This window comes from Verrucosispora sp. WMMA2121, assembly GCF_027460185.1.
GTDB classification, from domain to species: Bacteria; Actinomycetota; Actinomycetes; order Mycobacteriales; family Micromonosporaceae; genus Micromonospora; species Micromonospora palythoicola.
This window is the reverse complement of sequence record NZ_JAPZBH010000004.1, coordinates 595,718-608,526: the sequence shown is the minus strand read 5'-3', so window position 1 is coordinate 608,526 and position 12,809 is coordinate 595,718. Positions and strand designations below refer to the sequence as shown.

The following is a 12,809-nucleotide window of genomic DNA, read 5'->3' as shown; positions in this document are numbered from 1 at the left end:
TCAGGAACCGGCCCGGCGCCGGCTGCTGAACAGGCCGAAGACCACCGCCGCGGTCACCGTGGCGACGCCACCGAGCAGCAGCATCGACCCGGTGCCCCGGTCGGCCGTACCGCCACCGCCGGTGGCCGGTCCCTTGGTGGGCTGGTCCATGTTCAGCACGGTCAGGGTGGTGCTGGCGGTCCGGCCGTTGTCGCAGCGCAGGTGCACCGGATAGTCGCCGGCCGCCTTGTTGCCGGGCACGGTGACCGAGGCGGTGAGGAAGCCGTTGTCCGGCCGGAGGTACACCCGGTCGAACGCGTCCGAGGTCACCTCGGCCTGACGGTCGTTGGCGTTGTCGCAACTGGCCCGGATGCTCACCCGGGAACCGGCCTGGACGCTGTTCGGCGTCACCTCGACGAAGGTGTTCTCCCCCGCTCTGGCGGGTGCGGTGCCGGGCAGCAGCAGCCCGGCCAGGGCGAACGCCGCGATCAGGACGAACGCCCCGAACAGTCGGGCGATGGTCGACGGGGCGTGCTGGACGCCTCCGTACTGTCGCAGACCTCGCATGATCCTCCCTCCCGGCACCGGCGTACCGGTTCCTGCTGGGGCGACCCGCGTGGCTTTCCCTCTGCTCCGGTGGCTAACCCGGCTCCCGGCGACGGGGACGGCCGTCAGGAGGGGTCCCCTCCGTCGCGGTGACCGGCTGCCAGGCGAGCGGGGTGGAGAGCACCATCGTGCTCGACGGCTGGCCGTAGGGGGCGAGGCGGTCGATGACCGCCTCGAAGTCTCCGATCGAGCCGGCCGCGACCTTCAACACACTGCACGCGTCCCCGGTGATCCGGTGGATCTCCAGGATCTCCGGCCATCGCGCGACCTCGGGATCGTGCAGGATGCACCGGGCGCCGTAACAGGACATCCGGATCAGCGCGACCACGGTGCGACCGGCCCGGGCCAGGTCGACGTGGGCGTGGTACCCGCTGATCACGCCGGTCTCCTCCAACCGACGGACCCGCTCGGCGACCGCCGGTGGGGACAGGTGCACCCGCCGGGACAGCTCGCTGAAGGACAACCGCGCGTCGGCCTGCAACTCGCGGAGCAGGGCCCAGTCCATCTCGTCCATGCCGGCGACCTTACGTCCGGCAGGTCATTGCCGGCGAGCGGCTTCCGTTCCTTAGGTCGACCACCGAAAGCGCCGTTGAACAGGCATTCCATCTGGCCAACCGCACGGGAGATCATGACTGGACGAGCGAGCCGGGAGGAGCGGACGCATGGAGCAGACGGAGCTGCGGCCCCGGACGGAGGTGCGTCCGGTCACCGCACGGCAGCGGGTGGCGCGCGCCGCCCGCAACGGCGGCGAACCGACCCTGGAGTTCGCCGAGCGGGTGCCGTACGACGCGTACGTGCAGGCCAGCACGCTGCATCGGCTGCAACAGCCGCTCAGCACCGACCCGGGCGAGATGTCGTTCCTGATGGTCAGCCAGATCATGGAGTTGTACTTCGGCCTGACCTGTCACGAACTACGGGAGACGTCCCGGCTGCTGCGCGCCGACCGGGTGTGGGAGGCGTTGGCGCCGCTGCGCCGCGCCGCGCTGCACCTGGAAGGGCTCAACGCGGCCTGGCGGGGACTGCGCTGGATGACCCCGGCCGACTTCAACCGCTTCCGCAACCTGCTCGGCGAGGGGTCGGGCTTCCAGTCGGCGATGTACCGCCACCTGGAGTTCCTGCTCGGGCTGCGCGACCCGGCACTCATCCGCCCGTTCCGGCGGCAGACCGAGGTGCACGCCGAGCTCACCGACGCCCTGGCCACCCCGAGCGTCTGGGACGAGGTGGTCGCCCTGCTCGCCCGGCACGGTCACGACCTGCCGGCGGACCTGCTGGAGCGGGACGTGGCCACCGAACACGAGACGCACCCCGCCGTCGAGGCGGCCTGGGTGCGGATCTACGCCGATGCCGGGCCCGACAACCACCTGCGGATGCTCGGCGAGGCGCTGACCGAGGTGGCCGAGCAGTTCGGCGACTGGCGGCACCACCACATCAAGGCGGTGCAGCGGACGATGGGCGCCAAGGTGGGCAGCGGCGGCTCCGCCGGTCTGGCGTGGCTGCAACGCAGCATGGCCCGGGTGGTCTTCCCCGAACTGTGGTCGGCCCGGACGGCGATGTGAGGCGGTTGTGACGACGATGAGCAACGACACCGAGGCCGAAGCGCTCCGCCTCGACGCGGCCGAACCGGGGCACCGGCACCTGTTCCACGTGCCGCCGGCCGACGGTGGGCGTTATCCGGAGGCCGCCTACCTGGCAGGCAACTCGCTCGGCCTGCAACCGAGGGCCACCCGCGACGAACTCCTGGCCGACCTGGACGCCTGGCGCCGGCTCGGCGTGGAGGGGCATCTGGCCGCCGAACGGCCCTGGCTGCCGTACCACGAGCTGCTGACGGCGCCGGCCGCCCGACTGGTTGGCGCCCTGCCCACGGAGACCGTGGTGATGAACTCGCTGACGGTCAACCTGCACCTGCTGATGGTCAGCTTCTACCGGCCGGCAGGCGAGCGGACCCGGATCGTCATCGAGGACAGCGCCTTCCCGTCGGACAGCTACGCGGTGCGCAGCCAGGCACGCTTCCACGGCCTCGACCCCGACACCACGGTCGTCCGGCTCACGCCGCGCCCCGGTGAGGACACCCTGCGCACCGAGGACGTCACCGGGTACCTGGCGGCCGAGGGCCACACCGTGGCGCTGGTCCTGCTCGGTGGCGTCAACTACCTCACCGGCGAGCTGATGGACATCCCGGCGATCACCGCGGCGGCCCGGGCCGCCGGCGCGGTCGTCGGGTGGGACCTGGCCCACGCGGCGGGCAACGTACCGCTGTCGCTGCACGACTGGGACGTCGACTTCGCCGCCTGGTGCTCGTACAAGTACCTCAACTCGGGGCCTGGCGCGCTGGCCGGGGTCTTCGTCCACGAGCGGCACCACGGCGACGCGACGCTGCCCCGTTTCGAGGGCTGGTGGAGCACGGCGGCGGCGACCCGGTTCCAGATGGCTCCGGTCAGTCGACCGCCGGCCACCGTGGAGGCGTGGCAGATCTCCAACCCGCCGATCTTCGCGATGGGGCCGGTCCGCACCTCGCTGGAACTGTTCGACTCGGTCGGCATGCCGGCGCTGCGGGCGCGCAGCCTGCGGCTCACCGGCTACCTCGAGCGGCTGCTGGACGAGGTCACCGCCGACCGGCCCCTGCGGGTGATCACCCCACGTGAGCCGCGCCGGCGCGGATGCCAGCTTTCGGTACGCATCGGCACGGGCAGCGCCAACGAGCTGACCGAACGGCTGCGCCACGAGCACGGGGTGATCGCCGACGCCCGGGAGCCGGACGTGGTCAGGTTCGCCCCGGTGCCGCTGTACTCGACGTATCACGACTGCTGGCGGGTTGCCGAGGCGTTGCGCGCGACGGTTTCGGGGGTGGCCCGGTGACCGGAGAGGGCGACGAGATCGCGGTGGTGGGCGCCGGGCTGGCCGGTTGCCTGCTGGCCTGCTTCCTGGCCCGCCGGGGCCATCCGGTGGCGCTCTACGAGCGACGCCCGGACCCGCGCGGCGGCACCCCCGAGCGGGGCCGGTCGATCAACCTGGCGCTCTCCGAACGAGGGCTCGACGCGCTGCGCCGCATCGGACTGGCCGAACAGGTGATGACGGACGCCCTGCCGATGCGCGGCCGGATGATCCATCCGGTCGGCGGGCCGACCGGATTCCAGTCGTACAGCGTCTCCGGCGACCGGGCGATCAACTCGATCAGCCGGGGTGCGTTGAACAACGCCCTGCTGGCGGCCGCCGCCAAGCTGCCGGGGGTGCGGATCGCCTTCGAGCACCGGCTGGTCGGGCTCGACCCGGCGACCGGCACCATGACCTTCCAGACGCCGCAGGGTCCGGTGACCGAGGGCGCGCGGGTGGTGCTCGGCACCGACGGTGCCGGCTCGGCGGTACGCGGGCAGCTGCTCGCCCACGGCCTGGTCACCGAGAGCGTCGACTTCCTCGACTACGGCTACAAGGAACTGACGATCCCGCCGCTGGACGGCGACTTCGCCCTCGACCCGGGTGCGCTGCACATCTGGCCGCGCGGCACCTCGATGATGATCGCGCTGCCCAACCCGGACCGCTCGTTCACCTGCACCCTGTTCTGGCCCACCCATGGCACCGCGAGCTTCGCCTCGCTGGGCAGCCCGGCGGCGATCGAGCGGCACTTCGCGCAGCACTATCCGGACCTGCCGCCGATCGCCCCGAACCTGGTCGACGACTACCAGCACAACCCGGTCGGCGTGCTCGGCACGGTGCGGTGCGACCCGTGGCAGGTCGACGGCCGGGTCGCCCTGCTCGGCGACGCGGCGCACGCCATCGTGCCGTTCTACGGCCAGGGCGCGAACTGCGCCTTCGAGGACGTGGTGGAGCTGGACCGCTGCCTCGACGAGTGTGCCGGGGACTGGGCTGCGGCGCTGCCGCTGTTTCAGCACCGCCGGCAGGACAACGCCGAGGCGATCGCCCGGATGGCGCTGGCCAACTTCGTGGAGATGCGCGACAAGGTCGCCTCCCCGGTCTTCCGGGCCCGCAAGCAGGTCGAGCACGCCCTGGAGCGGGCGCTGCCCGGCCGGTACGTCTCCCAGTACGAGCTGGTGTCCTTCTCCACCGTCCCGTACGCGCAGGTGCGCCGTCGGGTCCGCCGGCAGTACCAGGTGGTCGGCCTGGCGGCGGCCGGTCTGGCGGCGGTGGTCGGCGCGGCGGTGGCGCTCGGGTTCAGGAGGCGCGGATGACGCTCTGGGATCCCCGGCTGATGGCCGGGCGGGCACCGGACGGCCCCGGACTGCTGAGGAACTTCGTCGGCGGCGAGTTCGTCGACGCCGGAAACCGGTTCACCAAACGCAGCCCGGTGACCGGCGAACCGGTCTTCGAGGTGGTCGAGGCGGACCGGTCCACGGTGGACGACGCGGTGTCGGCGGCCCGGGCGGCGTTGCGGGGCCCGTGGGGCCGGGCGGGGGAGCGGGAACGCGCCGAGGTGCTGCGCCGGATCGCCGCCGAACTGGAGCGTCGTTTCGACGACCTGGTGGCCGCCGAGGTCGCCGACACCGGCAAGTCCATCTCGCAGGCCCGCAACCTGGACATCCCGCGCGGCGCGGCGAACTTCCGGGCCTTCGCGGAGATCGTGGCGACCGCGCCGACCGAGTCGTTCACCACGGTCAGCCCGACCGGTGGTCGGGCGCTCAACTACGCGGTGCGCAAGCCGGTCGGCGTGGTCGCGGTCATCGTGCCGTGGAACCTGCCGCTGCTGCTGCTCACCTGGAAGGTCGCCCCCGCTCTGGCCTGCGGCAACGCGGTGGTGGTCAAGCCGAGCGAGGAGACGCCGGCGTCGGCCACGCTGCTCGCCGAGGTGATGGCGGCGGCCGGGGTGCCCGATGGCGTGTTCAACCTGGTGCACGGCTTCGGGCCCGGTTCGGCCGGCGAGTTCCTCACCCGCCATCGGGACGTCGACGCGATCACCTTCACCGGCGAGTCGGCCACCGGCGGCGCCATCATGCGGGCCGCCGCCGACGGGGTGAAGGCGGTCAGTTTCGAGTTGGGTGGCAAGAACGCCGGACTGGTCTTCGCCGACGCGGATCTGGACGCGGCGGTGGCCGGTTCGGTCCGGTCGAGCTTCACCAACGGCGGTCAGGTGTGCCTCTGCACCGAACGGATCTACGTGCAGCGGCCGGTGTTCGAGGAGTTCACCGCGCGGCTGGCCGAGCGCGCCGGCGAGCTGGCGTACGGGTGGCCGGGCGACGAGGCGACGGTGAACATGCCGCTGATCTCGCACGGCCACCGGGACAAGGTGCTCGGGCACTACGACCTGGCGCGGGCCGAGGGCGCCCGGGTGCTCGCCGGCGGCGGGGTGCCCCGGTTCGGCGACGCCCGCGACGGTGGCGCGTACGTGCAGCCGACGGTGCTGACCGGCCTCGGCCCGGACGCGCGGACCAACCGCGAGGAGATCTTCGGGCCGGTGGTGCACGTGGCCCCGTTCGACGACGAGGACGAGGCGTACGCCCTGGCCAACGGCACGGAGTACGGTCTGGCGGCGACGGTCTGGACCCGCGACGTGGGCCGGGCGCACCGGGCCGGTGCCCAATTGGACGCCGGCATCGTCTGGGTCAACACGTGGTTCCTGCGTGACCTGCGGACCCCGTTCGGCGGGGTGAAGGCCTCGGGCATCGGTCGGGAGGGCGGGGTGCACTCGCTGAATTTCTACTCGGAGCTGACGAACGTCTGCGTGGAGCTGTCATGAACGACGTCGAGTTGGCGGCGCGGGAACTGGCCGAGGCCCGAGCCGGCGGCAAGCCGTGTCCGCCGTTGCGTGGGCGGCTGCTGCCGGAGGGGGACGTGCAGGCCGCGTACCGGGTGCAGCAGCGCCAGGTGGGCGAGTGGTTGGCGTCCGGGCAGCGCCGGGTGGGCGCGAAGATCGGGTTGACCTCCCGGGCGGTCCAGGAGAGCTTCGGGGTGTACGAGCCGGACTTCGGGGTGCTCACCGACGCGATGGCGGTGCCCGACGGTGCCGAGGTGGCGATCGGGCGCCTCCGGCAACCCCGGGTGGAGGCGGAGGTCGCCTTCGTGCTCGGTGCCGACCTGCCCGACGACCGGGTCACCACCGCCGACCTGCTGCGCGCCGTCGACCACCTGCTGCCGGCCATCGAGATCGTCGACTCGCGGGTCGCCGGTTGGGACATCTCCATCGTGGACACGGTGGCCGACAACGCCTCCAGCGGCCTGTTCGTGCTCGGCACCACGCCCCGCCGGCCGGCCGAGGTCGACCTGCGGCTGTGCGGGATGGTCCTGGAACACGCCGGAGAGCCGGTGTCGGTGGGGGCCGGGGCGGCCTGCCTGGGCAACCCGTGGCACGCGCTGGCCTGGCTGGCGGGCACCACGGCCCGCGCCGGTGATCCACTCCGCGCCGGTGACGTGGTGCTCTCCGGCGCGCTCGGCCCGATGGTGGCGGTGACCCCGGGTGCGGCGTACGAGGCCCGCATTTCCGGTCTCGGCTCGGTGCGGACCTGTTTCACCAAGGAGGTGCACGGATGACGGGTGTGGCGGTGATCGGGTCGGGCAACATCGGCACCGATCTGATGATCAAGGTGATGCGGCTGTCGGACTCGCTGCGGATGGTGGCGATGGCCGGTATCGACCCGGCCTCCGACGGGCTGGCCCGGGCCCGGCGGCTCGGCGTGGCGACCACCGCGCAGGGTGTCGAGGGACTTGTCGCGATGCCCGAGTTCGCCGACGTGGCACTGGTCTTCGACGCCACCTCGGCGGGCGCGCACCGGCACCACGACGCCGTGCTGCGCGCGCACGGGCGGACGGTGATCGACCTGACCCCGGCGGCGATCGGCCCGTACGTCGTGCCACCGGTCAACTTGGAGGAGCACCTGGGCGAGACCAACCTGAACATGGTCACCTGCGGCGGGCAGGCGACCGTGCCGATCGTCGCCGCGGTACGGCGGGTCACCCCGGTCGCGTACGGGGAGATCGTGGCGTCGATCGCCTCGCGGTCGGCCGGCCCGGGCACCCGGGCCAACATCGACGAGTTCACCGAGACCACGGCCCGGGCGATCGAGGTGGTCGGCGGCGCCGAGCGGGGCAAGGCGATCATCGTGCTGAACCCGGCCGACCCGCCGCTGCTGATGCGCGACACCGTCTACTGCCTCTGCCCGGATGCCGACGCCGACCGCGCCGCCATCGCCGCCTCCGTCGGCGACATGGTGGCCAGCGTGCAGGAGTACGTGCCCGGCTACCGGCTCAAGCAGGACGTGCAGTTCGACCGCGTCGACACCTTCGTGCCGTCGTTGGGACGGCAGCTCACCGGGTTGCAGGTCTCGGTCTTCCTGGAGGTTTCCGGCGCCGGGCACTATCTGCCCGCGTACGCCGGGAACCTGGACATCATGACCTCGGCCGCGCTGCGCACCGCGCAGCGGCTGGTCGCCCTGCGGAAGGAGGTTGTCGGGTGAGCGCGAGGAGTGCAGCGCAGCGGAGCCCCGCAGTCGCGAACGAAGGCGGGCTCGGATGACCGAGTTGTACATCCAGGACGTGACGTTGCGCGACGGCATGCACGCCATCGCCCACCGTTACACCGTCGACCAGGTCCGCACCATCGCCGCCGCACTGGACGCCGCCGGGGTCGCCGCGATCGAGGTGGCCCACGGTGACGGTCTCGCCGGGTCCAGCGTCAACTACGGCCACGGCGCGGCCAGCGACGCCGACTGGATCGCGGCGGCGGCCGAGGTGATGACGAGGGCGAAGCTGACGACCCTGCTGCTGCCCGGCATCGGCACCATCGCCGATCTGAAGGCCGCCCGGTCGCTCGGCGTGACGAGCGTGCGGATCGCCACCCACTGCACGGAGGCGGACATCTCCGCCCAGCACATCTCCTGGGCTCGGGAGAACGGCATGGACGTGGCCGGTTTCCTGATGATGTCGCACATGAACGACCCGGCCGGGCTGGCCGCCCAGGCGAAGCTGATGGAGTCGTACGGGGCGCACTGCGTCTACGTCACCGACTCGGGCGGCCGGCTGCTGATGTCCGACGTGGCGCAGCGCGTCGACGCGTACCGGCAGGTCCTCGAACCGAGCACGCAGATCGGTATCCACGCCCACCACAACCTCTCCCTCGGGGTGGCCAACAGCGTGATCGCCGTCGAACACGGCCGGGTCGCCGGCGACGGCCCGCCCGGGTCGCCGGCCGGCCGGACGGTGCGGGTGGACGCCTCCCTCGCCGGCATGGGTGCCGGCGCCGGCAACGCGCCGCTGGAGGTCTTCGTCGCGGTCGCGGAACTGCACGGTTGGCGGCACGGCTGCGACGTCTTCGCGCTGATGGACGCCGCCGACGACATCGTCCGCCCGTTGCAGGACCGGCCCGTCCAGGTCGACCGGGAGACCCTCTCCCTGGGGTACGCGGGGGTCTACTCCAGCTTCCTGCGCCACGCCGAACGGGCCTCGGCGCGCTACGGCGTGGATGTCCGGTCGATCCTGGTGGAACTGGGCCGACGCCGGATGGTCGGCGGCCAGGAAGACATGATCGTCGACGTGGCGCTGGACCTGGCCGGCAAGGAGAACTCATGATCGGGCCGGATATCGCGGGGATCGCCGAGACGCTCGGTACGGCCGCCGACACGGCCACCGCGACCGCGCAGCTCGCCGCCGAGACCGGGCTGGACGTCGACGCCGCGTACGCGGTGCAGACCGCGCTGGTGCAGCGCCGGCTGGATCGGGGGGAGCGGCTGGTCGGGTTGAAGATGGGGCTGACCAGCAAGGCGAAGATGGCCCAGGTCGGGGTGGACGAGGTGATCTGGGGTCGGCTCACCGACACCATGCGGATCCCCGACGGCGGCACGGTCGACGTGGCCGCGTTCATCCATCCCCGGGTCGAGCCGGAGGTGGCGTTCCTGCTGGACCGCCTGCCCGAGCCCGGCGAACCGGTCGGTGACTTCACCGACGCGGTGCGGGCGGTCGCTCCGGCGATCGAGTTGATCGACTCCCGGTACGCGAACTTCACCTTCTCCCTGCCGGACGTCATCGCCGACAACACGTCGGCCGGCGCGTTCGTGATCGGGCCGTGGTCGCCGGTGCCGGACGGGCTGGACAACCTGGGCGTGCTGTTGGAGATCGACGGACGGTTGGCCCAGGTCGGCTCGACGGCGGCCATCCTCGGCGACCCGCGACGGGCGCTGGACGAGGGCATCCGGCTGGCGGGGCGGCACGGGGTGCGGTTGCGTTCGGGCTGGGTCTTCCTGGCCGGCGCGGCGACGGCTGCTGTTCCGTTGCGTGCTGGGGCTCATGTGCGGGCGGTTGTCGAGAAGCTCGGTACGGCTTCGTTGCGGAGTTCGTCGTGAGTGGTCCGGGTGTTGGGGTTCCGGGCAGCCCGACCGGCTCCGGGCGGTCAGGCTTGATCCCTGCGCCGGTCGGGCTGCCCGGAACCCTGACGTGGTCGGGCTTCGCGCGCCGGTGCCAGGTGGGGTGAATCTGGTGTGGGCGGTGCCGGTGTCGGGTGGAATCGGTCTGGTGTGGGCGGTGCCGGTGTCGGGTGAACTCGGTCTGGAGTGGGTGGTGTCGGTGCCGGTTGGGATGGGGGTCTGAGGTGGTTGCTGCTCGCGTGGTGTTGCGAAGTGGTTGCCATGACTGACGGGGCGCGGGTGGTGGCCGGGAAGGCGGTGCCTCGGGGGGCGTTTCCGCATGTCAAGGTGGCGGGCGGGTTCGTGTTCGTGTCGGGGACGTCGTCGCGGCGGGCCGACAACACGTTCGCGGGCGTGTCGGTGGACGAGTTCGGCACGACCGACCTGGACATCCGGGCGCAGACGCGGGCGGTGATCGAGAACATCGCGGACCTGCTGCGGTCGGTCGGTGCGGGGCTGACCGACCTGGTCCAGTTGACCACCTATCTGGTCAACATGAACGACTTCGGTGGATACAACGAGGTGTGGGCGGAGTTCTTCGACGCGACCGGACCGACCCGGACGACGGTCGCCGTGCACCAGTTGCCGCATCCGCACCTGCTGATCGAGATGCAGGCCGTCGCCCTGCTCCCAGAAGGAGGCCAGTCATGAGTGAGATCGCCGAGCCGTTCAGCTTCCCCGGCTGGATTGCCGAGCACCAGCACCTGCTGAAGCCGCCGGTGGGCAACAAGGAGATGCTGCCCGGCTCCGAGGACTTCATCGTGATGGTGGTCGGTGGACCGAACCAGCGCACCGACTTCCACGTCGACCCGTACGAGGAGTTCTTCTACCAGGTCAAGGGCAACATGCACATCAACCTGATGCTGCCGGAAGGCCCGCGTACGGTGCATGTGCGCGAGGGTCAGATGTGGATGCTGCCCCGGAACACGCCGCACTCGCCGCAGCGACCGGAGGCCGGCTCGATCGGGATGGTGATCGAGCGGGTACGCGAGGAGGGCACGCTGGAGAAGTTCCAGTGGTACTGCCCCGAGTGCTCCCACCGGGTGCACGAGGTCGAGTTGCAGGTCCGGGACATCGCCGCCGACCTGCCGCCGGTCTTCGCCGCGTTCTACGCCGACGAGTCGGCGCGTACCTGCGACAACTGCGGCACCCTGCACCCGGGCAAGGGCTGATGGCGGCTCCGGTGCCGTCGGTGTCTCCGGTGGTGGACGTGCACACGCACGTCGTACCGAAGGGTTGGCCGGACCTGGCCGTGGCGTGCGGCGGGTCCGGCTGGCCATGGCTGCGGATCGACTCGGAGCGCGCCGCCATGATCATGGTCGGCGAGACGCCGTTCCGCCCGGTCGGCGCCGAGTGCTGGGACGCCGACACCCGGCTGGCCGACATGACGGCCGACGGGGTCGACGTGCAGGTGGTCTCGCCCACCCCGGTCTTCTTCTGCTACGACCGCCCGGCCGACCAGGCGGTGAAGGTGGCCCGGATCTTCAACGACCTGACCCTGGAGGTCACCGCCGCGGGCGGGGGCCGGCTGCTGCCGTTCTGCCAGGTGCCCTTGCAGGACCCGGACGTGGCCTGCGCCGAGGTGGACCGCTGCCTCGCGGCCGGCCACATAGGTGTGGAGATCGGCAACCACGTCGGCGAGCGGGACCTGGACGACGCCGGCATCGTGACCTTCCTGACCCACTGCGCCGAGGTCGGTGCGCCGGTCTTCGTCCACCCGTGGGACATGGCCGGCGGTCCCCGACTGGACCGTTGGATGGCCCGGTGGCTCACCGGCATGCCCGCCGAGACCCACCTGTCGGTGCTGGCGATGATCCTCGGCGGGGTGTTCGACCGGGTGCCGGAGACGTTGCGGATCTGCTTCGCCCACGGCGGCGGCAGCTTCCCGTTCTGGCTGGGGCGCGCCGACAACGCCTGGCACCGCCGTGGCGATCTGGTACGCGGTGCCTCCGCCGCCCCGCCCAGCTCCTACATCGACCGGTTCCTCGTCGACTCGGTGGTCTTCTCGACTCCGGCGCTGCGGCTCCTCGTGGACACCATGGGCGCCGATCGGGTGCTGGTGGGCAGCGACTATCCGTACCCCCTGGGTGAGCGCCCGGCCGGCGCGGTGGTCCGCCAGGCCGACTTCCTCACCGACGCCCAGCGCAGCGACCTGCTCTCCACCAACGCCCTCCGTTTCCTCGGTCGTGACGGTATATAAAGACGGGTTAATCGTATACACTTGGCTGGTGAAGACGGTTATTGATCTCGATGATGACCTGCTCGAACGAGCCCGCCGCGAACTGGGCACCAAGAGCAAGAAGGACACCATTCACGCCGCACTCCGGATGGTTGCCGAGCGCAGCGAGCGGATGGAGGCGATCCGGGAGTTGCTCTCCATCGATCGGGACTGGACCGGTTTGCTGGAGGATGACAAGACGCCCGGCGACAAGTGGGACGCGGCATGACCCCTCCGCCCGGCCTGTACCTGATCGACACCTCGGCCTGGGGCCGCCTTCGTCAGCCGATGGTCGGAAAGCGGATCCTGGCGCTGCTCGAGGAGCGACTGGCCGCGACCTGCCTTCCGTTGGACCTGGAGGACGGGCGTAGCGCCCGCGACTTCAGGAACGCGATGACGGTACGCGCCCGGCGCGCGGAGCTGATGATCGACCTTCCGATCACCACGGCCGTGGCGACGAGAGCGCGAGACCTGCAACTCGCGTTGACCGCCCAGGGACACCACCGGGCAGCGAGTCCGGTGGATCTCATGGTAGCGGCCTCTGCCGCTGAGTACGGGGCCACCGTTCTCCACTATGACCGGGACTTCGACCTGTTGGCGGAAGTGGGCGGTCCCCGTTCGGAGTGGGTGTCCCCACCGGGCACCCTGTCCTGAGGCCGTGACGC

General features: G+C 71.4%; 15 protein-coding genes. 13 read left to right on the top strand and 2 right to left on the bottom strand.

Annotated features, from left to right (window positions below; all coding sequences use genetic code 11):
- Both O7605_RS03480 and O7605_RS03475 read right to left on the bottom strand, forming a co-directional pair.
- Complete coding sequence (locus O7605_RS03480) at positions 1-546, bottom strand: hypothetical protein (RefSeq protein ID WP_269737868.1); 546 nt, start codon at positions 544-546, stop codon at positions 1-3.
- A gap of 73 nt (positions 547-619) precedes the next feature.
- Positions 620-1,099 carry an Lrp/AsnC family transcriptional regulator gene (locus tag O7605_RS03475; protein WP_269737867.1) on the bottom strand — a complete coding sequence of 160 codons (480 nt, stop codon included), beginning with the start codon at positions 1,097-1,099 and terminating at the stop codon, positions 620-622.
- 148 nt (positions 1,100-1,247) lie between these two features.
- Between O7605_RS03475 and O7605_RS03470 the strand changes: the two genes are divergently transcribed.
- The 13 genes from O7605_RS03470 (at position 1,248) to O7605_RS03410 (ending at position 12,798) form a co-directional block, all read left to right on the top strand.
- On the top strand, positions 1,248-2,141 hold the full coding sequence (locus O7605_RS03470) for a tryptophan 2,3-dioxygenase (RefSeq protein WP_269737866.1): 894 nt from the start codon (positions 1,248-1,250) through the stop codon (positions 2,139-2,141).
- 16 nt (positions 2,142-2,157) lie between these two features.
- Positions 2,158-3,441, top strand: a complete 1,284-nt coding sequence (gene kynU, locus O7605_RS03465; RefSeq protein WP_269737865.1) for a kynureninase — start codon at positions 2,158-2,160, stop codon at positions 3,439-3,441.
- Positions 3,438-4,769 carry an FAD-dependent oxidoreductase gene (locus O7605_RS03460; RefSeq protein ID WP_269737864.1) on the top strand — a complete coding sequence of 444 codons (1,332 nt, stop codon included), beginning with the start codon at positions 3,438-3,440 and terminating at the stop codon, positions 4,767-4,769. Before kynU ends, O7605_RS03460 begins: the two co-directional genes overlap by 4 nt.
- 20 nt (positions 4,770-4,789) lie before the next feature.
- Complete coding sequence (locus O7605_RS03455; protein WP_269738695.1) at positions 4,790-6,271, top strand: 2-hydroxymuconic semialdehyde dehydrogenase; 1,482 nt, start codon at positions 4,790-4,792, stop codon at positions 6,269-6,271.
- The gene (locus O7605_RS03450; protein WP_269737863.1) at positions 6,268-7,062 is read left to right on the top strand and encodes a 2-keto-4-pentenoate hydratase; all 795 of its coding nucleotides are present in this window, start codon (positions 6,268-6,270) and stop codon (positions 7,060-7,062) included. The genes O7605_RS03455 and O7605_RS03450 overlap by 4 nt, the downstream gene beginning before the upstream one ends.
- The gene (locus tag O7605_RS03445; RefSeq protein ID WP_269737862.1) at positions 7,059-7,985 is read left to right on the top strand and encodes an acetaldehyde dehydrogenase (acetylating); all 927 of its coding nucleotides are present in this window, start codon (positions 7,059-7,061) and stop codon (positions 7,983-7,985) included. Before O7605_RS03450 ends, O7605_RS03445 begins: the two co-directional genes overlap by 4 nt.
- 55 nt (positions 7,986-8,040) lie before the next feature.
- Positions 8,041-9,096 (top strand): 4-hydroxy-2-oxovalerate aldolase, encoded by a 1,056-nt coding sequence (gene dmpG, locus O7605_RS03440; protein ID WP_269737861.1) that lies wholly within the window; start codon positions 8,041-8,043, stop codon positions 9,094-9,096.
- Positions 9,093-9,866, top strand: a complete 774-nt coding sequence (locus O7605_RS03435) for a 2-keto-4-pentenoate hydratase (protein WP_269737860.1) — start codon at positions 9,093-9,095, stop codon at positions 9,864-9,866. The genes dmpG and O7605_RS03435 overlap by 4 nt, the downstream gene beginning before the upstream one ends.
- Before the next feature lie 282 nt (positions 9,867-10,148).
- Positions 10,149-10,577, top strand: a complete 429-nt coding sequence (locus O7605_RS03430) for a RidA family protein (RefSeq protein ID WP_269737859.1) — start codon at positions 10,149-10,151, stop codon at positions 10,575-10,577.
- Entirely contained in the window at positions 10,574-11,098 is a 525-nt protein-coding gene (locus O7605_RS03425) for a 3-hydroxyanthranilate 3,4-dioxygenase (RefSeq protein ID WP_269737858.1), read from the top strand. Before O7605_RS03430 ends, O7605_RS03425 begins: the two co-directional genes overlap by 4 nt.
- A complete protein-coding gene (locus O7605_RS03420; RefSeq protein WP_269737857.1) occupies positions 11,098-12,126 on the top strand; it encodes an amidohydrolase family protein in 1,029 nt (342 codons plus the stop codon). The genes O7605_RS03425 and O7605_RS03420 overlap by 1 nt, the downstream gene beginning before the upstream one ends.
- Positions 12,127-12,154: 28 nt before the next feature.
- The gene (locus O7605_RS03415) at positions 12,155-12,373 is read left to right on the top strand and encodes a type II toxin-antitoxin system VapB family antitoxin (protein WP_269737856.1); all 219 of its coding nucleotides are present in this window, start codon (positions 12,155-12,157) and stop codon (positions 12,371-12,373) included.
- A complete protein-coding gene (locus tag O7605_RS03410) occupies positions 12,370-12,798 on the top strand; it encodes a PIN domain-containing protein (protein WP_269737855.1) in 429 nt (142 codons plus the stop codon). The genes O7605_RS03415 and O7605_RS03410 overlap by 4 nt, the downstream gene beginning before the upstream one ends.
- Positions 12,799-12,809: the final 11 nt, after the last annotated feature.

Excerpts from the sequence above, each read along its gene's own strand:
- O7605_RS03480 (WP_269737868.1), bottom strand. The coding sequence starts at position 546 with ATGCGAGGTCTGCGACAGTACGGAGGCGTCCAGCACGCCCCGTCGACC.
- O7605_RS03475 (WP_269737867.1), bottom strand. The coding sequence starts at position 1,099 with ATGGACGAGATGGACTGGGCCCTGCTCCGCGAGTTGCAGGCCGACGCG.
- O7605_RS03470 (WP_269737866.1), top strand. The coding sequence starts at position 1,248 with ATGGAGCAGACGGAGCTGCGGCCCCGGACGGAGGTGCGTCCGGTCACC.
- kynU (WP_269737865.1), top strand. The coding sequence starts at position 2,158 with ATGAGCAACGACACCGAGGCCGAAGCGCTCCGCCTCGACGCGGCCGAA.
- O7605_RS03455 (WP_269738695.1), top strand. The coding sequence starts at position 4,790 with ATGGCCGGGCGGGCACCGGACGGCCCCGGACTGCTGAGGAACTTCGTC.
- O7605_RS03450 (WP_269737863.1), top strand. The coding sequence starts at position 6,268 with ATGAACGACGTCGAGTTGGCGGCGCGGGAACTGGCCGAGGCCCGAGCC.
- O7605_RS03445 (WP_269737862.1), top strand. The coding sequence starts at position 7,059 with ATGACGGGTGTGGCGGTGATCGGGTCGGGCAACATCGGCACCGATCTG.
- dmpG (WP_269737861.1), top strand. The coding sequence starts at position 8,041 with ATGACCGAGTTGTACATCCAGGACGTGACGTTGCGCGACGGCATGCAC.
- O7605_RS03435 (WP_269737860.1), top strand. The coding sequence starts at position 9,093 with ATGATCGGGCCGGATATCGCGGGGATCGCCGAGACGCTCGGTACGGCC.
- O7605_RS03430 (WP_269737859.1), top strand. The coding sequence starts at position 10,149 with ATGACTGACGGGGCGCGGGTGGTGGCCGGGAAGGCGGTGCCTCGGGGG.
- O7605_RS03425 (WP_269737858.1), top strand. The coding sequence starts at position 10,574 with ATGAGTGAGATCGCCGAGCCGTTCAGCTTCCCCGGCTGGATTGCCGAG.
- O7605_RS03420 (WP_269737857.1), top strand. The coding sequence starts at position 11,098 with ATGGCGGCTCCGGTGCCGTCGGTGTCTCCGGTGGTGGACGTGCACACG.
- O7605_RS03410 (WP_269737855.1), top strand. The coding sequence starts at position 12,370 with ATGACCCCTCCGCCCGGCCTGTACCTGATCGACACCTCGGCCTGGGGC.